This is a genomic window from Streptomyces sp. NPDC104381 (assembly GCF_055583745.1).
Window position 1 is genome coordinate 99,259 of the sequence record NZ_JBVJNK010000003.1, and the last position, 19,181, is coordinate 118,439.

The 19,181-nt window shown below is 73.4% G+C and carries 17 protein-coding genes; 7 read left to right on the plus strand and 10 right to left on the minus strand.

The features are described from left to right. Positions 1 to 25: 25 nt before the first annotated feature. Complete coding sequence (locus tag ACZ607_RS09975; RefSeq protein ID WP_469733612.1) at positions 26 to 892, minus strand: EamA family transporter; 867 nt, start codon at positions 890 to 892, stop codon at positions 26 to 28. 93 nt (positions 893 to 985) lie between these two features. On the opposite strand from ACZ607_RS09975, the gene ACZ607_RS09980 reads away from it, so the two are divergent. Both ACZ607_RS09980 and ACZ607_RS09985 read left to right on the plus strand, forming a co-directional pair. After that, complete coding sequence (locus tag ACZ607_RS09980; protein ID WP_469733614.1) at positions 986 to 1,570, plus strand: helix-turn-helix domain-containing protein; 585 nt, start codon at positions 986 to 988, stop codon at positions 1,568 to 1,570. A 31-nt stretch (positions 1,571 to 1,601) separates the two neighbouring features. Further along, complete coding sequence (locus ACZ607_RS09985; protein WP_469733616.1) at positions 1,602 to 2,156, plus strand: YbaK/EbsC family protein; 555 nt, start codon at positions 1,602 to 1,604, stop codon at positions 2,154 to 2,156. A gap of 28 nt (positions 2,157 to 2,184) precedes the next feature. Here ACZ607_RS09985 and ACZ607_RS09990 read toward each other — a convergent pair whose 3' ends face one another. Next, a complete protein-coding gene (locus ACZ607_RS09990) occupies positions 2,185 to 2,994 on the minus strand; it encodes an AAC(3) family N-acetyltransferase (RefSeq protein WP_469733618.1) in 810 nt (269 codons plus the stop codon). Positions 2,995 to 3,044: 50 nt separating this feature from the next. Beyond that, positions 3,045 to 3,461, minus strand: a complete 417-nt coding sequence (locus ACZ607_RS09995) for a CoA-binding protein (protein ID WP_469733620.1) — start codon at positions 3,459 to 3,461, stop codon at positions 3,045 to 3,047. Positions 3,462 to 3,543: 82 nt separating this feature from the next. Here ACZ607_RS09995 and ACZ607_RS10000 point away from each other — a divergent pair, with 82 nt between their 5' ends. The 3 genes from ACZ607_RS10000 (at position 3,544) to ACZ607_RS10010 (ending at position 8,537) form a co-directional block, all read left to right on the plus strand. Further along, complete coding sequence (locus tag ACZ607_RS10000) at positions 3,544 to 4,179, plus strand: YigZ family protein (RefSeq protein WP_469733622.1); 636 nt, start codon at positions 3,544 to 3,546, stop codon at positions 4,177 to 4,179. A gap of 108 nt (positions 4,180 to 4,287) precedes the next feature. Continuing rightward, positions 4,288 to 5,454 (plus strand): exonuclease SbcCD subunit D, encoded by a 1,167-nt coding sequence (locus ACZ607_RS10005; RefSeq protein ID WP_469733624.1) that lies wholly within the window; start codon positions 4,288 to 4,290, stop codon positions 5,452 to 5,454. Further along, positions 5,451 to 8,537 carry an AAA family ATPase gene (locus ACZ607_RS10010; RefSeq protein WP_469733626.1) on the plus strand — a complete coding sequence of 1,029 codons (3,087 nt, stop codon included), beginning with the start codon at positions 5,451 to 5,453 and terminating at the stop codon, positions 8,535 to 8,537. Before ACZ607_RS10005 ends, ACZ607_RS10010 begins: the two co-directional genes overlap by 4 nt. On the opposite strand, the gene ACZ607_RS10015 is transcribed toward ACZ607_RS10010, so the two are convergent. Continuing rightward, positions 8,527 to 8,973, minus strand: a complete 447-nt coding sequence (locus ACZ607_RS10015) for an Lrp/AsnC family transcriptional regulator (protein WP_469733628.1) — start codon at positions 8,971 to 8,973, stop codon at positions 8,527 to 8,529. The genes ACZ607_RS10010 and ACZ607_RS10015 overlap by 11 nt on opposite strands. A gap of 93 nt (positions 8,974 to 9,066) precedes the next feature. Here ACZ607_RS10015 and ACZ607_RS10020 point away from each other — a divergent pair, with 93 nt between their 5' ends. After that, positions 9,067 to 9,552, plus strand: coding sequence for a rhodanese-like domain-containing protein (locus tag ACZ607_RS10020; RefSeq protein ID WP_469733630.1), 486 nt, complete (start codon positions 9,067 to 9,069; stop codon positions 9,550 to 9,552). A gap of 53 nt (positions 9,553 to 9,605) precedes the next feature. Here ACZ607_RS10020 and ACZ607_RS10025 read toward each other — a convergent pair whose 3' ends face one another. The 3 genes from ACZ607_RS10025 to ACZ607_RS10035 form a co-directional block, all read right to left on the minus strand. Continuing rightward, the gene (locus ACZ607_RS10025; RefSeq protein WP_469733632.1) at positions 9,606 to 10,475 is read right to left on the minus strand and encodes an ATP-grasp domain-containing protein; all 870 of its coding nucleotides are present in this window, start codon (positions 10,473 to 10,475) and stop codon (positions 9,606 to 9,608) included. Between the two features lie 95 nt (positions 10,476 to 10,570). Then, positions 10,571 to 12,259: a DUF885 domain-containing protein gene (locus tag ACZ607_RS10030; protein WP_469733634.1), complete on the minus strand. Its 1,689-nt coding sequence runs from the start codon at positions 12,257 to 12,259 to the stop codon at positions 10,571 to 10,573. Positions 12,260 to 12,329: 70 nt separating this feature from the next. Next, positions 12,330 to 12,857, minus strand: coding sequence for an Lrp/AsnC family transcriptional regulator (locus ACZ607_RS10035; protein ID WP_469733636.1), 528 nt, complete (start codon positions 12,855 to 12,857; stop codon positions 12,330 to 12,332). A gap of 59 nt (positions 12,858 to 12,916) precedes the next feature. Between ACZ607_RS10035 and ACZ607_RS10040 the strand changes: the two genes are divergently transcribed. Further along, positions 12,917 to 14,185, plus strand: coding sequence for a trans-sulfuration enzyme family protein (locus ACZ607_RS10040; RefSeq protein ID WP_469733638.1), 1,269 nt, complete (start codon positions 12,917 to 12,919; stop codon positions 14,183 to 14,185). Here the strand turns inward: ACZ607_RS10040 and ACZ607_RS10045 are convergent. The 3 genes from ACZ607_RS10045 to pdxR all read right to left on the minus strand — a co-directional run bounded on the left by ACZ607_RS10045 (position 14,103) and on the right by pdxR (position 18,905). After that, positions 14,103 to 15,491, minus strand: coding sequence for a GNAT family N-acetyltransferase (locus tag ACZ607_RS10045; protein WP_469734902.1), 1,389 nt, complete (start codon positions 15,489 to 15,491; stop codon positions 14,103 to 14,105). The two genes, ACZ607_RS10040 and ACZ607_RS10045, sit on opposite strands and share 83 nt — an antisense overlap. 107 nt (positions 15,492 to 15,598) lie before the next feature. After that, complete coding sequence (locus tag ACZ607_RS10050; protein WP_469733640.1) at positions 15,599 to 17,179, minus strand: alkaline phosphatase D family protein; 1,581 nt, start codon at positions 17,177 to 17,179, stop codon at positions 15,599 to 15,601. Positions 17,180 to 17,381: 202 nt separating this feature from the next. Beyond that, positions 17,382 to 18,905 (minus strand): MocR-like pyridoxine biosynthesis transcription factor PdxR, encoded by a 1,524-nt coding sequence (pdxR, locus tag ACZ607_RS10055; RefSeq protein ID WP_469733642.1) that lies wholly within the window; start codon positions 18,903 to 18,905, stop codon positions 17,382 to 17,384. Between the last annotated feature and the right edge of the window lie 276 nt (positions 18,906 to 19,181).

Consider the following 19,181-nt stretch of genomic DNA (forward strand, 5'->3'; position numbering starts at 1 on the left):
TCAGGCGCCCTTGCGAGCAGGTCTCTCAGCCCGTCGCCAGCAGAAGCGTTCCGAGGAGGGCCAGGCCGGCGCCCGCCGCCTGGACCCCGCGCAGCCGCTCGCCCAGCACGCCCCGGGCCGCCAGCGCCGTCACCACCGGGTAGGTCGAGGCGAGGACGGCGGCCACGGTGACCGGGCCGTGCTGGGCGGCGAGCGCGTACGTACCGTTGGCGGCGACATCGGCGAGACCGACGAAGGCCAGTGAGGGCAGCGCGGCGCGTACGACGCCGATGCCGGCCTCCTCGGGAAGTGCCCGGCCGCCCCGGCGCACCGAGACGTACAGGGCCGCCCCTCCGACGGCGATATTGGTGACCCGCTGGACGAAGAGGGCGAGGAAGAGGCCGGTCACCGTGGTGGACGCCTCCGAGATCAGTGCCATCACGGCCCCGAAGCCGAAGGCGGCCAGCAGGGTCAGCACGACCGCCCGGCGCTGCACCGGCGCGCCGCGCAGCTGCGGTCCGCCGGCCAGGACGATCCCCACGACGGCGACCGCGACCCCGGCGAACTGCGGCAGCCCAGGCCGTTCGCCGACGAGCAGGCCCACGCCCACCGGGACCGCCACACCGAGGGAGCCCAGCGGGGAGACCACGCCCATCGGGCCCAGCGCCAGGGCCTTGTAGAAGCTCAGCATCGCGACCGGCCCGACCACCCCCGCCGCGACCGCGAACCAGAGGCGGGCGCCGGCCTCGCTCCAGCCGCCGGTCGCGATCACCACGGCCCCGAGGACCACGGCGGCGATGCACTGCGACGCGACCACCACCGTGAGAGCGGGCATGCGCCGGGTCAGCAGCCCGCCGCCGAAGTCCGCCAGCCCCCACATCAGGCTCGTGGCCAGGGCGAACAGTGCTGTCATCGGGCGCCTCGCAGTACAGTGCGGTGGTCGGGTGGGTGCACCACACCGTAGTGCAGTATTTTTGACTCTGTCATCCAGAATATTGGACGGAATGTGTCTGACCTCGATCAGCTCACCCAGTCGCTCGCCCGCAACCTCAAACGCTGGCGGGGCGAGCGCGGCTTCACCCTGGACGCCCTCGCGGCCCGAGCGGGGGTCAGCCGCGGCATGATCATCCAGATCGAGCAGGCCCGTACGAACCCGAGCGTCGGCACCACCGTGAAGCTCGCCGACGCGCTGGGCATCAGCATCACCACGCTGCTCGACTACGAGCAGGGCTCCCAGGTGCGGCTGGTTCCGGAGAGCCAGGCGGTGCGCATGTGGTCGACGGAGGCGGGGAGCTCGACCACGCTGCTGGTGGGTACCGAGGCCAGGGGGCCGATCGAGCTCTGGTCCTGGCATCTGATGCCCGGCGACAGCAGTGCCTCGGACCCGCACCCCGAGGGAACGGTGGAGCTCCTCCACGTCACGGCGGGTGAACTGACCCTGATCGTCGACGGCGAGGCCCACACGGTGCCCGCCGGCACCTCGGCGACGTTCGAGGCCCACGTACCGCACACCTACCGCAACGACGGATCCGAGCCCGCGGACCTGACCATGGCGGTCTCGATCCCGCCGGTCCGCCGTGAGGGCAAATGAGCCGCTCCCGGGGGCTGTTAGCGTGACCGGTATGCGAGCTCTCCTGGACATCTTCAGCGATGCCTCTCCCGCCGCCGGCCGGCTGGATCTGCTCACCCCGCCCGTCGCGAAGGCGGTCGAAGCCGGCTGGGGCGGCATCCCCGCCGAGTCGGTCGTGCACGTCGACACCGACCCCGAGATCGCCGACACGGCGGTCTTCACCGAGCACTACGGCCCCGAGCTGCTCGATGCCTCGGCCAACTGCGTGGTCGTCGCCGGCAAGCGCGGCGGGGAGACCACCCTGGCGGCGTGCGTGGTCCTGTCACGCTCCCGCGTCGACGTGAACGGGGTGGTGCGCAGGCACCTCGGGACCCGCAAGGCGTCCTTCGCCCCGATGGACACGGCCGTCAGCGAGACGGGCATGGAGTACGGAGGGATCACCCCGATCGGCCTCCCGGCGTCCTGGCCGCTCCTGATCGACCCCGCCGTGGTGGACCAGGACTGGGTCCTCATCGGCAGCGGCAGCCGGCGCGGCAAGCTGATCGTCCCGGGCAAGGCACTGGCGGCGCTGCCGGGAGCGACCGTGCTGGAGGGACTCGGCGTCTGAGGAAGACGCTCCGTAGGGGGCGGAGCGCTCAACAGCCGCCCGGCCGGTGCTCCCCGAGCCACTCCGTGGCGAAGTCCACGGCCGTACGGAGGCGGAACAGACGGCTCGGCGCGGCGGCCACCCGGCCGGCGCTGACCGCGCCGGTCCGCGCACGGCCGAAGTCCGCCCCGAGGGCGGCGAAGTCGCTGTCGTCGAGGGCGATGTCCTCGTACTCCCACCAGCGCCGCCCGAGCCCCGAGGCCACCACACAGCGGTAGCGGCGGCGGGGCGGCGCGGGGCGGCGGTACTCACCGAGGTGGAAGGCGGTGCACCTGTCGTAGCCCGTGCCCAGCAACAGGACCTGGGCATCGGCCTCGTAGAGCCGGGCGAGGGGGGAGTCCTCGCCCAGGTGGCAGTCCTGCCGGTGGCCCGAAAGCAGCGAGGTGGCTGCCGGGCCGAGCGCGGCGAACGAGGTCTGGGGATGGCCGCTGCGCAGCGCGCCCGGACTCAGCCGCACCGTCTCGGCGAGCGTGCCCATGGCCGGAGCGGGAGACGTCGCCGGGTCGAAGGCGGGCATCGACGCACGCACCTCGGCACGGGCCTCGTCGCTCAGGCCCCGGACACGGTCCAGGTAGGCGCGCGAGGTGTCCGAATTCTCCGGGGTGAAGGCGGGGACGACCAGCGTCCCCGCCGGGCCCACGGCCTGGCGCAGCGCGTCGGCCATGCTTCCGGCGTCGCCGCCCGCCGAGCGCATCGAGGCGTGCACCAGCAGGACGCCGCCCCGCCGCACGCCCAGCTCGCGCAGCTGGCTGGCGACGCGTCCGCCTCGGAGGAGGAGATGCTGTGTCACACCGGGCATTGTCCCCGCCGCAGGCCGTCCGCGACACCACGCCTTCGAGCCGGCGACCGTCAGCGGCGGGCGTCCAGGCGGGGTATCTCGATCGCGGGGCAGCGGTCCATGACCATGTCGAGACCGGCCTCGCGCGTGCGCCCGTACGCCTCCTCGTCGATCACGCCCAGCTGGAACCAGACGGCCTTCGCGCCGATCGCCACCGCCTCGTCGGCCACAGAGCCCGCCAGATCACTGTTGACGAAGACGTCCACCACGTCGACGGGGAAGGGTATGTCCGCCAGTGAGGCGTACCCCTGTTCGCCGTGGACGGGCTCCGCCTTGGGGTGGACGGGCACCACGCGCTTGCCGAAGCGCTGGAGGACCTCCGCCACCCCGTAGGCCGCGCGGGAACGGTTGGTGGACAGGCCGACCACCGCCCAGGTGTCACCCGTGTCCTGGAGGATCCTGCGAACCGTCTCATCGTCTGCGTACATGCCCGGACAACGGACGGTCCGCCCGCACCATTCCCCACGGGAGGGTGAAAGTGGGGGACGGAGCGGCGCATAAGGTGGACCGATGCAGGAGCAGTACCGGACAGTCGCCCGCGCGGGTGTGCACGAGACGGAGATCAGCCGATCGCGTTTCCTCTGCGCGCTCGCCCCCGCCGCCACCGAGCAGGAGGCGCAGGAGTTCGTCGCGCGCGTCCGCAAGGAGCACCCCACCGCCAACCACAACTGCTTCGCCTATGTCATCGGCGCCGACGCCTCCGTGCAGAAGGCCAGTGACGACGGGGAACCCGGCGGGACGGCCGGCGTCCCCATGCTCCAGATGCTCATGCGCAGAGAGGTGCGGTACGCCGTCGCCGTCGTCACCCGCTACTTCGGCGGCGTCAAGCTCGGCGCGGGCGGACTGATCCGGGCGTACGGAGGCGCGGTCGGCGAGGCGCTCGACGCGCTCGGCACGACCATCCGCCGCCGGTTCCGCCTCGCGACCGTCACCGTGGACCACCAGCGCGCGGGCAAGCTGGAGAACGATCTGCGGGCCACCGGACACGCGGTCCACGACGTGACCTACGCCGAGGCGGTCACCTTCGCGATCGGGCTGCCGGACGCCGATGTCGAGAGCTTCAGGGCCTGGCTGGCCGATGCCACGGCGGGCTCCGCGACGCTCGAACTGGGCGGCGAGGCGTACGGGGACGTACGGGGCGGATGAGGGGTCCGGGGCCGCGCGGCACTAGCGTGGGCGGGCCGGACAGGTCGGGTCACGGGGGCGGAGGAAGTGGGACATGCAGGTCGGAGCGAGGTCGGGCGGAGTGATGTCATGAGGATCCTGCACACCTCGGACTGGCATCTGGGACGGTCGTTCCACCGCGTCTCCCTGCTCGACGCCCAGGCCGCCTACCTCGACCACCTCGCCAGGACCGTGCGCGAACACGCCGTCGACGTCGTCGTCGTGGCCGGCGACGTCTACGACCGGGCCGTTCCGCCGCTGTCGGCCGTCCAGCTCTTCGACGACGCGCTGCACCGGCTCGCCGCCGCCGGGGTGCCGACCGTCATGATCTCCGGAAACCACGACTCGGCCCGCAGGCTCGGCGTGGGCGCCGGACTGATCGCACGGGCCGGCATCCATCTGCGTACCGACCCGGGCGCGTGCGCGACCCCGGTCGTCCTGCACGACACACACGGCGATGTGGCGTTCTACGGGCTCCCCTATCTGGAACCGGCGCTCGTCAGGGACAGTCTCGGCGCCCCCAGGACGAGCCATGAAGCGGTGCTCACCGCCGCCATGGACCAGGTGCGGGCCGACCTCGCCGGCCGCCCGGACGGCACCCGCTCCGTGGTCCTCGCCCATGCCTTCGTGGCGGGAGGCGAACCCAGCGACAGCGAGCGCGACATCACCGTCGGCGGGGTCGCCGCCGTCCCCGCGGGAGTCTTCGACGGCGTCGACTACGTGGCGCTCGGTCATCTGCACGGCTGCCAGACGGTCACCGAGCGCGTGCGCTACTCGGGCTCCCCGCTCGCGTACTCCTTCTCCGAGCACACGCACCGCAAGACGATGTGGCTGATCGACCTGGGGCCCGGGGGCGAGGTGGCCGCCGAGCGCGTCGACTGCCCGGCACCGCGCCCGCTCGCCCGGCTCCGCGGGCGCCTCGGCACGCTCCTGGAGGACCCGGCCCTGGAGCGGCACCGCGATTCCTGGGTGGAGGCCACCCTCACCGATCCCGCGCGGCCGGACGAGCCGATGGCCCGTCTCACCGAGCGCTTCCCGCACACCCTCAGCCTGGTCTTCGACCCGGAGCGCTCCCCGCAGGACCCCTCCGCTTCGTACGCCCAGCGGCTGGAGGGCCGTGACGACCATCAGGTGGCGGAGGACTTCGTGTCCCATGTACGCGGCGGAAACGGGCCCAGCGCACAGGAGCGGACGGTACTGCGCGCCGTCTTCGACGACGTACGGGTGAGTGACGGGGTCGACGAGGTGTCCCGGTGAGACTGCACAAGCTGACCCTGACCGCGTTCGGTCCCTTCGGCGCCGCGCAGGAGGTCGACTTCGACGCGCTGTCGTCGGCGGGCATCTTCCTGTTGCACGGTCCCACCGGCGCGGGCAAGACCTCCGTGCTCGACGCCGTCTGCTACGGCCTGTACGGGGCGGTGCCCGGTGCCCGGCAGAGCCCCGGCACCTCCCTGCGCAGTGACCACGCCCCCGTGGACCGGCCGACCGAGGTGCGCCTGGAACTGACCGTCGGGGGGCGCCGCCTGGAGGTCACCAGACGGCCCGCCCAGCCCCGCCCCAAGAAGCGCGGCGGCGGCTTCACGACCGAGAAGGCGCAGAGCTGGCTGCGCGAGTACGACCCGGAGCACGGCTGGAAGGCGCTCAGCCGCTCCCACCAGGAGATCGGGGAGGAGATCGGCGGGCTCGTCGGGATGAGCCGCGACCAGTTCTGCCAGGTGGTCCTGCTGCCGCAGGGTGACTTCGCGCGGTTCCTGCGCGCCGACGCGGAGGCGCGCGGAAAGCTGCTCGGCCGGCTCTTCGACACCCGCCGGTTCGCGGCCGTCGAGGAGCGACTGGCCGAACTGCGCCGGTCCGCCGAGGCCCGGGTCAAGGCGGGGGACGAGCAGATCCTCGCCCTGGCCCAGCGCATCGCCCAGGCGGCCGGCCCCGCCGCGGACGAGGTGGCCCCGCCCGAGGAGCGCCCGGGCGAGCCCGGGCTCGCCGAGGGGGTCCTGCGGTGGGCCGCCGTCGCGCGCGGCGGAGCCCGTGAACGGCTCGACATCGCCCGGTGCGTCCTGGCCGGGGCCGAGGAGCGGAACACCGCCGCACGCCGGGCACTCGAAGCCGAGCGTGAACTCGCCCGACTCCAGCAGCGGTACGAGGAGACCCGACGTCGCGCCGAGGGCCTGGAGGAGCGCCGCGCCGAACGCGACCGCTGCCACGAGCAGCTGGCCCGGGCGCGCAAGGCGGACCTCGTCGCCCCGGCGCTCGACCTGCGCGACGAGGCCGAGCGGGCCCATCGCACGGCCGTCGACGCCCGCGAACGGTCCCGCGCCGGGCTGCCCGCCGAGCTGGCCGACGCGGGCTACGAGCAGCTGGCCGGCGAGGAGCGCGGCCTGCGGGCGGAGCTGGGCGCGCTCGACGCCGCGCGCCGGGCCGAGCGGCGCAGCCGTGAGATCGACGACGAACGGTCGGGCCTTGAGCGGCAGTCCCGTACGGACGACGAACTGATCCAGGAGGCGACGGAGTGGCTGGCCGGCTGGGACACCGGCCACCGCGCCCTCAAGGAGCGCGTCGAGACGGCCCAGGACGCCGCGACCCTCGCGGAGCAGCTGGCCGGCCGACTGGGACCCGCGCGCAGGAGGCTGGAGGCGGCACGCCGCCGCGACGCCCTCGGCGCGGAGGAGGCGACCGCGTCCGCCGCACTGACCGCCGCCCGTGAGCGTGCGATGGACGCGCGCGAGACATGGCTGACGCTACGGGAACAGCGACTGCGCGGAATCGCGGCGGAACTCGCGGGGCAGCTCGCCGACGGCGTGCCGTGCGCGGTGTGCGGCTCGGCGGAGCACCCCGAGCCGGCGCGTGCGGAGGCCGGCCATGTGGACCGGGCCACCGAGGAGGCCGCGCTCGCCGCCCACCAGCGGGCCGACCTGGCCCGCGCGGAGGCGGAGAGCGCGCTCGGGGTCCTGCGCGAACGTCTCGCCGCGGCGCGGGCGGAGGCGGCTGACCCGCACGAGGCGACCGGCGGCCCGGAAGCGGCGGACGCGACGGGCACCCGTGAAGCGACGGAGGTGGACCGCGATTCCGCCTCCGTGCCCGCACTGCGGGCGGTCGTCGACCGCCTGTCCAGGGAGCACCAGGACGCGCACCGCCTGGCCGCGGGAACGCACGCCGCCAGGGAGGCCCTGGCCGCCGCCGAGCGTGAGCACCTCGGCCGCCTCGACGACCGGCAGCAGGCCGAACGGCGGGTCGCCGCCCGCACCTCGCAGCGGGAAGCGCTCGACCGGGAACAGCTCGGGCTGGAAGCGGAGTTGGTGCAGGCCCGGGGCGGCTGCACCTCCGTGGCCGAGCGTGCCGGGCTGCTCGAGCGCCGAGCCGGGAGGCTGGCCGAGGCCGCCGAGGCGCTCCGCGCCGAGCAGGACGCCGCCGTGCGACTCAAGGACGCCGACGGCAGGCTGGCCGACGCCGCCTTCCGCGCCGGGTTCGCCACCCCGCAGGCCGCTGCGGCGAAGCTCCTCGACGACGTCGCCCAGCGGGAGCTCCAGCACCGGATCGACGCCTGGCAGACGGAGTCCGCGACGGTCGCCGACCGGCTCGCCGAGGAGGACGCCCGGGCCGCCGCCGACCGTCCCGCCGCGACACCGGAGGCCGCCCAGGAGGCGTACGACCGGTCCGTGCGGGCCCTGCGCGACAGCTCCGCCGGGCACGCCGCCGCGCAGGAGCGCGTCGCGGAGCTCGGCAGGCTCTCCCGCCGCGCCGAGGAAGAGGTGCGTGCCCTGGGCCCGCTGCGCGAGGAGTACGAGAGGGTGGCCCGTCTCGCCGGCCTGACCGCGGGCATCTCGGCGGACAACGAGCGCAGGATGCGCCTGGAGTCGTACGTGCTGGCGGCGCGTCTCGAACAGGTGGCCGCCGCCGCGACGGTCCGGCTCCAGCGGATGTCGGCGGGCCGCTACACGCTGGTCCACTCCGACGAGCGCAGCGGGGGCCGCAGGGCCGGGCTCGGGCTGCACGTCGTCGACTCCTGGACCGGCCGGGAGCGCGACACGGCCACCCTGTCCGGCGGGGAGACCTTCTTCGCCTCGCTCGCGCTGGCCCTCGGCCTCGCCGACGTGGTGACGGACGAGGCGGGCGGCGTCCGCCTGGACACGCTCTTCATCGACGAGGGCTTCGGCAGCCTGGACGACCAGACGCTGGACGAGGTGCTCGACGTCCTGGACTCGTTGCGCGAACGCGACCGCAGCGTCGGCATCGTCAGCCACGTGGCCGACCTGCGCCGCCGCATCCCGGCCCAGCTCGAGGTGGTCAAGGAGCGGCACGGATCGGCGGTCGTCCACCGCGCGGCCGACGCGCTCAGCGGCTGATCGCCCGCCGGGGGAGGGGCGAGGAGTACACGACGCTGGTGGTCACCGAGCCGAGGGCGCCGATCCGACCTGTGACCTCCTCCAGGTGACGCATCGACCTCGCGGTCACCTTCAGGACGAAGCAGTCGTCCCCGGTCACGTGGTGCGCCTCCACGATCTCCGGCGTGGTCTCCGTCAGATCGTGGAACGGCTTGTAGTTGCCGTTCGGATAGCGCAGCCGTACGAGGGCGAGGATCGACAGGCCCAGTCGCTCCGGGTCCACCACCGCGGCGTATCCGCTGATCACCCCGAGCTCCTCCAGGCGGCGTACGCGCTCCGTGACGGCGCTCGGCGACATCGCCACGGCGCGGGCCAGTTCGGCGAACGTCGCGCGTCCGTCGCGTTGCAGGACATCGAGGATGCGCCAGTCCGTGGCATCCGGGGAATAGTCGGCCATGGGAGCAGGTAACAGGGGAATCCCCTGCCGATCAAGCGATGTGCCGTGGATCACCGGTTCCGGTGCGGGCGGGCCGACCGTAGATTTCAGGCCATGACCTCACAGCATCTCCTCACCGGTAACCCCGTCCTGCGTGTGCCGCCGGCCTCTCCGGCAGCGGCAGCCGCCTACTTCGGCGCGTCGCTCGCGTTCCACACCGACGTGTCCGATGTGGCCACCGCCCTGGCGTCCGGCGACGACCCGGGGTTCGTCGTACTGGACTCCCGGTCCACCGCGTCCTGGGACCAGGGCCACGTCCCGGGTGCGGTGCACCTGCCGACCGCCCAGATCGCGGCGCATGCCGCCGGACTTCTCGACCCGGCGGTTCCCGTGGTCACGTACTGCTGGGGGCCCGGCTGCGACGGTGCGACCCGGGCCGCCCTGGCGCTCGCCGGACTCGGCTACCGGGTCAAGGAGATGCTCGGCGGATTCGAGTACTGGGTGCGGGAGGGATTCGCCTTCGAGACCTGGGAGGGGGCGCGGCGACGCCCCGCCGACCCGCTCACCGCGCCGGCGGACGCCGCCGACTGCGGCTGCTGAAAAGGGGCTGCCCTAGGTCCAGGCGCGCACCGGGCAGGGAAGCGCCGGAGCGCTCACCGGCCGAGGAGCGCGCCGAACAGGTCCTCGCCGTCGTCGCCCTCGGGCAGTCCGCTGACCTGTCCGTCACCGACCTCCACCACCCGCCACACCCCGTCCTCCCGCAGGGCCATGTCCGTGGTCACCCACCGGCAGCCGAGAGAGCGCACCGCCTCGCCGACGGCGTCGAGGGCGGGCTCAGGGGCCAGGCGGGGCGTGTCGGGATGTGCCGTCACCCGCACCGGTTCGCCGTCCACCCACCACACCCGTGCCTCACCGCCCGGCACGAACGGCTCGTACGCGCGCAGCACCACCCCGCCGGCCAGGAACTCCCCCTGAAGTGCGAGGAACCGGCCGACGACGCCCGCGAGCCGTACCGGGTTGCTCAGCTCCGGCACGAAGCACGCCTCATGCCACTCGTGCTTACGGGACTTCACGAAGTCCTTCACGATGCCCGGGCCCGGGCCGAGGCCCCCGGCGAGCTCCGACCACACCGAAGGGTCCGGCAGGGGCTCACCCGGGGTGAGGGAACGCCAGACGCTGTGCGGGGTGAGCCGTTCGAACGCCTCGTACCAGCCGGGGAGTTCATGTGCGGTGCGGTACGCGGAGGAACCGGTCAGCAGCGAGCAGCCACGGGCGAGAAGGGCACGCTCCAGGTCCGCGTAACGGTCGGGCGGAATCATCCAGCCCCGGTACCAGTACGGCCCGGAGTCCCTCCGGACCCGGCCGACGGCCGTCTCCGCGTCCCCGGCGAGCAGCGCGTCGTGGTCGATCAGCCCCGTCCGCGCACCCGCGCGCCGTGCCGCGGCCGCCTCCTCGGCGAACCCGGGGTCGGTGCGGCGCGCCCCCAGAGGATCGGAGCAGAAGAGGAAGCCGGGCGGAACCATGCGGAGACCGTCCTTCGGTTCATCGGCGGGGGAGAAGCGGGGCGCGGGAGCGTGCGGGGGCCGGTGGCCGCGCCCCGGCCCCCGCACCGCCTGGATCAGAGCCTGGACAGCTCGTCCACCAGGTCGTCCAGGCCGAGCGATCCCTGCGACAGGGCCGCCATGTGCCAGGCCTTGAGGTCGAACGCGTCGCCGTGGGCCTTCCGGGCGTTCTCCCGGCCCAGCAGCCAGGCGCGCTCGCCCAGCTTGTAGCCGATGGCCTGGCCCGGCATCGACAGATAGCGGGTCAGCTCGCTCTCCACGAAGTCGGCGGGCCGCCCGCTGTGGCTGCCGAAGAACTCCTCGGCCAGGGCGGGCGTCCACCGCTCACCGGGGTGGAACGGGGAGTCGCCGGGGATCTCCAGCTCCAGGTGCATGCCGATGTCGACGATCACCCGGCAGGCGCGCATCATCTGCGCGTCGAGATAGCCGAGGCGGCGCTCCGCGTCGGGCAGGAATCCCAGCTCGTCCATGAGCCGCTCGGCGTACAGCGCCCAGCCCTCCGCGTTGGCGCTGACCTGGCCGACCGACGCCTGGTAGCGGGAGAGGCTCTCGGCGACGTGCGTCCACTGCGCGATCTGCAGGTGGTGGCCCGGAACGCCCTCGTGGTACCAGGTCGACACCAGGTCGTAGACGGGGAAGCGGGTCTCGCCCATGGTGGGCAGCCAGGTGCGGCCCGGCCGCGAGAAGTCCTCCGACGGCCCGGTGTAGTACGGAGCGGCGGCACCGCCCGCCGGTGCGATCCGGGACTCCACCTTCCGTACCCGCTCGGCGAGTTCGAAGTGGGTGCCGTCGAGCGCCTCGATGGCCTCGTCCATCAGGCCCTGCAGCCAGACCCGGACCTCGTCCACGCCCTCGATGTGCTTCCCGTGCACATCGAGGTGGGCGAGCGCCTCCCAGGGACCCGCGCCCGGAAGGATCTTGTCCGCCTCGGTCCTCATCTCGGCCAGCAGCCGGTGGTATTCGGACCAGCCGTACGCGTACGCCTCGTCGAGATCCAGGTCCGTACCGTTGAACTGGCGTGCCCAGCGGGCGTAACGCTCCCGGCCCACCGTGTCGGGGGCTCCCGCGACGGCGGGGGCGTACACGTCCCTCATCCAGTCCCGAAGCGCGACCAGGGCCGCGGCGGCCCGGCCGGCCGCCTCGTCCAGCTCCGGGCGCAGCGACGCGGGTCCCTCGGCCACGAAGTCCTGGAAGAAGCCGGGGCCGTCCGCCTCCCCGGCCCAGGTGCCCAGCTGGCCGATGAACGTAGCCGTCGGGCGGGGGCCCCCGTACAGCTTGCGCTCCAGACCGAGGGCGAGCGAGGCGCGGTAGCCCTCCAGGGCCGCGGGCACCGCCCGCAGCCGGTCCGCGACCGCGGCCCAGTCCTCGTCGGTGGCCGTCGGCGTCGCCGAGAAGACGTCACGGAGGCTGTGCGCCGGGGAGTGGATGTTGGAGACGGCCCGCAGCCCCTCCTCGGCCTCATGGACGGCGAGTTCCGCGGTCAGGCGCTCCCTCAGGAGCCGGGCGCAGCGCCTCTCCTCGTCGGCGTCCGCTCCGGGCACCTGCTCGGCGGCGTCGAGTTCCACGAGGGTGCTGCGGATGAGCCCGGCCATGGCCTCCTGACCGGCGGGCGAGAAATCGGGCAGCCGGCGGGAGCTTTCAGCGACACCGAGATAGGTACCTGTGATCGGGTCGAGTTCGATGTACGCGTCGACGTAGGCGTCGGCGACCTGGCGCGGCAGTGCGCTGCTCGATGTGTCTGACATGGGGGACATCCTCGTACGGCGAGGGGCTCCCCGTCACGGGGGAACGGGACTTCGGCCGGAGGAAGATCCTTTATGGCGCGGAGCTGCCGGGGCACTCCGGGGCGGCGACGGGACCGCCCCCGCCCGATCCCGGCGGCATCAGCGGGCCGCATTCCCACTGCTGGAAGATGAGCCGGGTCTCCACCCTTGCCACCTCGCGGCGTGAGGTGAACTCGTCCAGCACCAGGCGCTGAAGATCCGCCGGGTCGGCGACGGCCACATGCACCAGATAGTCGTCGGGGCCCGTGAGGTGGAAGAACGCCCGGGACTCCGGCAGGGCCCTGATCCGCTCGACGAACGGGCCGATCAGTTCCCTGCGGTGCGGCCGGACCTGGACCAGCAGCAACGCCTCCAGACCACGGCCGAGCCGCGCGGGATCGAGCCGCAGCCGATGCCCGAGGATCACACCCGACCGCCGCAGCCGCGCCACACGGTCCAGACAGGTGGACGGAGCCACTCCGACCTCCGCGGCGAGCTCCCGGTACGTCGTCCGCGCATCGTTCTGCAGGAGACGCAGAATGTGCAGATCAACCGGATCGAGAGCGACGGATTCAGGCATCGGGCGAACGTAGCACGGCGTTCCGGCACCCTGGGCCGGTTCCTGTTCAGGCTGGTGACATGGACACCGAAGCCTCTTCGCTGACATCCCAGCCCTCCTTCCGGTCCAGGGCGCTCGCCACCGAAGCCGTGCACGCCGGACGCGACGATCTCGCCTCCCTCGGTCTGCACGCCGCGCCCATCGATCTCTCCACCACCTATCCCTCGTACGACTCACGGGGTGAAGCCGCGCGCATCGACGCCTTCGCCACCACCGGGGCCAGGCCCGACGGCCCGCCCGTGTACGCACGGCTCGACAATCCGACGACGAGCCGCTTCGAGACGGCGCTGGCCCGGCTGGAGGGCACCGACGACGCGGTCGCCTTCGCCAGCGGGATGGCGGCGCTGACCGCCGTGCTGCTGGCCCGCGCGAGCCTGGGGCTGCGCCATGTCGTCGCGGTGCGCCCGCTCTACGGCTGCAGCGACCACCTCCTGGGCGCCGGACTGCTGGGCACCGAGGTGACCTGGACGGATCCGGCGGGCATCGCCGACGCGATCCGCCCGGACACCGGTCTGGTGATGGTCGAGACGCCCGCCAACCCCACCCTCGCCGAGATCGACATCCGGGCCGTGGCGCACTCCTGCGGCTCGGTGCCGCTCCTCGTCGACAACACCTTCGCGACACCGGTGCTGCAACGGCCCGTCGAGGAGGGGGCGCGGATCGTGCTGCACAGCGCCACCAAGTACCTCGGCGGTCACGGCGACGTCATGGGCGGTGTCGTGGCCTGCGACGAGGAGTTCGCCGCGACCCTGCGGCAGGTGCGCTTCGCCACCGGAGGCGTGCTGCACCCGATGGCCGGCTATCTGCTGCTGCGCGGCCTCTCCACCCTGCCGGTACGCGTACGGGCCGCCTCGGCCTCCGCGGCCGAACTGGCCCGCAGGCTCTCGGCCGACCCCCGCGTGGCGCGCGTGCACTACCCGGAGGTGGGCGGCGCGATGGTGTCCTTCGAGGTGTTCGGGGACCCCCACGGCATCATCGCGGGGGTCCGGCTGATCACGCCCGCCGTGAGTCTCGGCAGCGTGGACACCCTCATCCAGCATCCGGCCTCCATCAGCCACCGCATCGTGGGTGAGGGAGACCGGAGGGCCGCCGGTGTCGGTGACCGTCTGCTGCGGATGTCGGTCGGCCTCGAGGACGTCGAGGACCTCTGGGCGGATCTCTGCCAGGCGCTCGGCGACGGAGGCGCTGCCGCGCCCGAGGCGCGGCCTACTGCTCGGCCCGAGGCACGAGCCGCGGTTCCGTCCGGGACGCGAGCTGCTGCGCGGGAGCCGCGGCCAGCCGCGCGGTGATGACCAGGGTGCCTTCCTCGATCTGGTAGTCGAGCGGCAGCGAGAGCGCCCGCATGGCGGCCACCATCCCCGTGTTGTGGGCCTGGGTCACCGCGTAGACGCTCTCGCAGCCCGCCTCGACGGCCAGGGCCACCAGCCGGGCGAGGAGTTCGGAACCGATCCCCCGACGCTGCCAGTCGTCCTCGACGAGGAGGGCGACCTCGGTCTCGTCCCCGTCCCAGAGCAGGTGCCCGAGCGCCACCAGCCGCCCGGAGGCCGTCTGCACGGCCAGCGTGCGGCCGAAGCGGGGACTCAGCAGGTGGTCCAGATACCGGTCGGCGTCGCGCACCGGGCCGTGGTAGCGCAGGCCGAGGGTCTGCTCGGAGCAGCGGTCGTGCATGGCGAGGGCCGCGGCGCGGTCGCCGCCGTCCGCGCGGCGCACGGTGATCTCGTTGCCCTCGGGCAGGGTGAGGACGTCCTCGCTGCGCGGCACGCGCGGGCCGAGCCGCGCGTCGAGCTCGACGAGGGCCCGGGCGCGGGCGAACTCGGTCGGGGTGAACGGGAGGTAGGGGCGCTCGACGGTGATGACACCGCCCGACGGATCCCGCAGCCGCATCACGGTGTCCTCCAGGACGCCCTCGACCGGTGCGCTCTCCCCGGTGGGACGGCCCGTGATCGACAGGGCGGGCAGCGAGTGGATGGTGCACCGGCCCAGGAGCTGACGCAGGGCCAGCGGGAGCTCGGCCGCGTCCAGGGCCGTGCGGGTGGCGAGACCGAGGACCCGGGTGGGCGCGTCCACCAGGTCATGGGCGTCCGCGCGCTCGATCCAGGTGGCGGAACCGCCGGCGGCGGCGATCTCCCGTGTGAGCTCCTGGGCCGGCAGCGACGCGGGCGCCCGCAGCAGGAACTCGTCGACGGTTCCTTCGGCCAGCGGATGGGTCTGCAGGGTCAGGATGTCGATCCGGTGCCGCGCCAGGGCGATGCAGAGGGCGGCCAGGGTGCCGGGGGCGTCCCGTACGGTCGTCCGCATCCGCCACAGCACGGTGCCGGCGGCCTCCTCGGTCGTGACCGAGGACGCCTCCGGACCGGTGCCGGTATCGGTGCCCGGCGGCGGTGCGTGGCTGTGGCGTCGTGCCCACCATGTGTGGAAGGCGGCCGTGGCCACCAGGGCCACGGCCGAGGCCATGAGCAGATAAGGGCCGTCGGGCTGGTGCCCGATCAGATTCGCGATCGCGTCCGCCACGGCCACGGCCGTGAACAGGGCGGCAAGCTCGATCAGGTCCCGCCGCCAGTGGTGCGGACGGCGGGCACTCTTCGCGGATGTCACATCAGTCATGGATCCACTGTGACCGAACGGTGTTGCCTGATCACGAACACATTGTGACTGATGGGTTACGTGTGGATCTGGTCGCGTTCAGGGCGTTATCCCATGGATCACTGGCCGGTGCGCCCCGGCTGCAGCACCTTGCTGAACAGGACCGTGCCGCCCTGCGCCCGGAGCCGTACGGTCAGCTCGCCGCTGTCCCCGTCGATGTCGACCTCTCCGAAGAACTGCGGCTGTTCCATGGGGGACACGTTCTGCCGGTCCGGTGCCCGGACGAAGACCCGGTCCGGGCCGAACGTGCCGTCCAGCGCGTTGGCGGGGAAGCTGCCCGCGGCCAGCGGACCCGACACGAACTCCCAGAACGGCGCGAAGTCCTTGAAGGCCGCGCGCTCGGGGGCGTAGTGCTGGGCGGAGGTGTAGTGCACGTCCGCCGTCAGCCAGACGGTACCGGTGATCCCCCGGTGCTTGATGTGGCGCAGCAGCTCGGCGATCTGCAGCTCACGGCCCAGCGGCGCGCCCGGGTCGCCCTGGGCCACCGCCTCGAAGTCCGTGGCGCCGTCCGGAACGACCAGCCCCAGCGGCATGTCGGCGGCGATCACCTTCCACACGGCACGCGACCGCGACAGTTCCCGCTTGAGCCAGCTCAGCTGCTCGGCGCCGAGGATGCCCGTGGTGTCGTCGGGCTGCCGTCCGGGGGAGTTGGCGTTGCGGAAGGACCTCATGTCCAGCACGAACAGATCGAGCAGCGGACCATGACGCACGACGCGGTGCATGCGCCGCTCGGCCGGCGACGCCTGCAGCGTCGGTACGGGGAAGTACTCGCGGAACGCCCGCATCGAACGCGCCGCGAGCAGGTCCACGTTCTTCTCGGTGTAGCGGACGTCGTCGAGGATCTGCCCCGGGTACCAGTTGTTGCGCACCTCGTGGTCGTCCCACTGGATGACGGAGGGGACCTGCGCGTTGAACGCCCGCAGGTTCTCGTCGAGCAGGTTGTACCGGAAGTTCCCCCGGTACTCGTCCAGCGTCTCGGCGACCTTCGACTTCTCCACGGTCGTGATGTTGCGCCAGACCCGTCCGTCGGGGAGCGTCACGCTGGGCTCCAGCACCCCGTCCGCGTAGATGTTGTCGCCGCTGCACAGGAAGAAGTCGGGGTCCAGGCGGCGCATCTCGTCGTACACCCGGTAGCCGCCGATGTCGGGGTTGATGCCCCAGCCCTGCCCCGCGATGTCCCCGGACCAGAGGAACCGCACCCCGTCACGGCGGCGGGCCGGAGCCGTGCGGAAGGTCCCGTACACCGGCTTGCCGGTGCGGCGGGGGTCGTGCGGGTCCGCGAGCGTGACCCGGTAGTGCACCTGCTCGCCGGCCGGCAGCCCGTACAGCGGGGTCGTCCCGGTGAAGTCCGTACGGGCGCCGATCAGCGGGCCGTGCCAGGTGCGGGCCCGGCGGAAGGACTCCGTCGCGGAGGTCTCCACCACCATCCGGGCCGGGCGGTCCGAACGTACCCACACCAGGGCCGACGACGCCGTGACATCGCCGACCTGCACGCCCCACGACGCGCTCGGCCGGCCCGACAGGGCGAACGCGGGGGCGGCGGTGACCGCAGCGGGCACGGCGACCGAGGCCGAGACCAGGAGCGAGCCGCGCAGGACGGTGCGGCGGCCGGGGGCCGGGACGGGCGGGCGGTTCGACATCGATGCGCCTCCAGGGGCGGGAGCGGCTGCCGGGACAGCGGGGCGTACGGCTGACTGCGGACGGCCGGCACGTACGGGCCCGACCGCAGACCCATGCCTAGTCCCCGGCGGCGGCGGGCACCCCAACCGCAGATGAACAACCGGTCGGTCCGCCCTCGCGTGCCCCCGGCCCGCAGGACGCTCCCGGGGCCCTCCCGGGCCCTCAGCCGGCGTGCCCCGGGCTGTCACGGACCGCCTCGGCGAGCAGCCGGACGCCGTCGTCGATGGCGGCGGGCGCCAGATGCGCGTAACCGAGCACCAGCCTGACCGTGCCGTCCCCCGCCCCGTCCACCGTGCAGTCGCTCAGCGGGCGCAGCGCGATACCGGCGGCCGAGGCCCGGCGCAGGAACTCCTCCTGCGGGCCGAACCGTTCGGGCAGCCGGGCGATGATGTGCAGACCCGCGGCGATCCCACTGACCTCCGTCCCGGGGAAGTGCGCGTCCAGCGCCCCCGTCATCGCGTCGCGGCGCTCCCGGTACGCGCGCTGGCAGCGGCGCAGCTGCCGGTCGTAGCCGCCGCCGGTGACGAAATCCGCCAGCACCGCCTGGTCGACCGACGGATTGCCCAGGTCCATCGTGCGTTTGCGGGCGACGATGTCGTCGGTCATCGACGCCGGGGCGATGAGCCAGCCGAGCCGCAGCCCCGGAGCGAGGGACTTGCTGACCGAGCCGGTGTACACGACGCGCTCCGGGTCCAGACCCTGCAGCGCCCCGACCGGCGCCCGGTCGTAGCGGAAGTCGCCGTCGTAGTCGTCCTCCATGATCACCCCGGAGGTGCGCCGGGCCCAGTCGAGCAGTTCACCGCGCCGCTCGGAGGAGTACGCGATGCCGGTGGGGAACTGGTGGGCCGGGGTCGTGACCACGGCGCGCACGCCGGAGCGCAGCAGCGGTCCGACCGCCAGCCCCCCGTCGTCGAGCGGCAGCGGGACCGCCGTCAGGCCGGTGGAGGCGAACAGCGAGGCGTGCTCGGGGCTTCCGGGGTCCTCGACACCGACCGATTCGGCGCCACGCTCGCGCAGGACGAACCCCAGCAGCGTCGTCGCCTGGGCCACTCCCGAACACACCACCAGCCGCTCAGGATCCGCCACGACACCGCGGCGCCTGGTGAGGAGGGCGGCCAGCGCCACCCGCAGCTCAGGCAGACCGCGCGGATCCGGGTAACCGAGGGAGCTGTGCGGCAGCCGGTCCAGGACCGTCCGATGAGTCGCGGCCCAGGCGGTCCGGGGGAAGAGGGCGAGGTCCGGGGTGCCCGGACGGAAGTCCACCCGCGCCCCCGGCGCACGCGGTGACAGATCCCGTGCCCCCCGGGCGGCGGGACGTACCGCACCGCTCACCCAGGTGCCCGACCCCCGGTCGGCGCGGAGGTAACTCTCCGCCGTCAGCTGCTCGTACGCCTCCGTCACCAGGCCGCGTGACACCCCGAGATCGGCGGCGAGTTGCCGGCTGGCGGGCAGTCGGGTGCCGGCCGGCAGCCGGCCCGAACGCACGGCGTCGCGGAGCGCCGACCGGAGCGCGCGTCCTCGCCGGCGGGCGGGGGCGGAGGCGGCGGGAAGCAGCAGTTCCCAGGCGGCGGAGGCGTTGCCGTCCTGCGCGCTGCCGTCGCGCGAGGGCGGGCCGGATTGCGAGGTGGCCGGCGGGACGGGCGGAGGAACGGCCGGACCGGTCGGATTGGTCCCCGAAGACGTCATGGAAGTGGACCTTAAACGGGACCGGTCACCGGCCTAGCGTCGCCCTCATGAACGCAACTCCCTTGCGCGGGGCCCTCCTCGCGGCCTTCGCCTGCACCCTCGTGGGCGCCTCCTTCACGGCGAACAGCGTCCTCGGCGACTATCCGTACGCGGGCGGCCAGGCACTGCGGTACGGGCTGGCCGTCCTGCTCCTCCTGCCGCTCCTGCCCTCCGGCGGGCCCCGGCCCGCCGTCGCCCTGAAGGCCCTCACCCGAGGGCAGTGGGGCCGCCTGGCCG

Bases quoted from the DNA above. Each gene is read 5' to 3' on its own strand.
- ACZ607_RS09975 (WP_469733612.1), bottom strand. From the start codon at position 892: ATGACAGCACTGTTCGCCCTGGCCACGAGCCTGATGTGGGGGCTGGCG.
- ACZ607_RS09985 (WP_469733616.1), top strand. From the start codon at position 1,602: ATGCGAGCTCTCCTGGACATCTTCAGCGATGCCTCTCCCGCCGCCGGC.
- ACZ607_RS09990 (WP_469733618.1), bottom strand. From the start codon at position 2,994: ATGCCCGGTGTGACACAGCATCTCCTCCTCCGAGGCGGACGCGTCGCC.
- ACZ607_RS09995 (WP_469733620.1), bottom strand. From the start codon at position 3,461: ATGTACGCAGACGATGAGACGGTTCGCAGGATCCTCCAGGACACGGGT.
- ACZ607_RS10000 (WP_469733622.1), top strand. From the start codon at position 3,544: ATGCAGGAGCAGTACCGGACAGTCGCCCGCGCGGGTGTGCACGAGACG.
- ACZ607_RS10005 (WP_469733624.1), top strand. From the start codon at position 4,288: ATGAGGATCCTGCACACCTCGGACTGGCATCTGGGACGGTCGTTCCAC.
- ACZ607_RS10015 (WP_469733628.1), bottom strand. From the start codon at position 8,973: ATGGCCGACTATTCCCCGGATGCCACGGACTGGCGCATCCTCGATGTC.
- ACZ607_RS10020 (WP_469733630.1), top strand. From the start codon at position 9,067: ATGACCTCACAGCATCTCCTCACCGGTAACCCCGTCCTGCGTGTGCCG.
- ACZ607_RS10025 (WP_469733632.1), bottom strand. From the start codon at position 10,475: ATGGTTCCGCCCGGCTTCCTCTTCTGCTCCGATCCTCTGGGGGCGCGC.
- ACZ607_RS10030 (WP_469733634.1), bottom strand. From the start codon at position 12,259: ATGTCAGACACATCGAGCAGCGCACTGCCGCGCCAGGTCGCCGACGCC.
- ACZ607_RS10035 (WP_469733636.1), bottom strand. From the start codon at position 12,857: ATGCCTGAATCCGTCGCTCTCGATCCGGTTGATCTGCACATTCTGCGT.
- ACZ607_RS10040 (WP_469733638.1), top strand. From the start codon at position 12,917: ATGGACACCGAAGCCTCTTCGCTGACATCCCAGCCCTCCTTCCGGTCC.
- ACZ607_RS10050 (WP_469733640.1), bottom strand. From the start codon at position 17,179: ATGTCGAACCGCCCGCCCGTCCCGGCCCCCGGCCGCCGCACCGTCCTG.
- pdxR (WP_469733642.1), bottom strand. From the start codon at position 18,905: ATGACGTCTTCGGGGACCAATCCGACCGGTCCGGCCGTTCCTCCGCCC.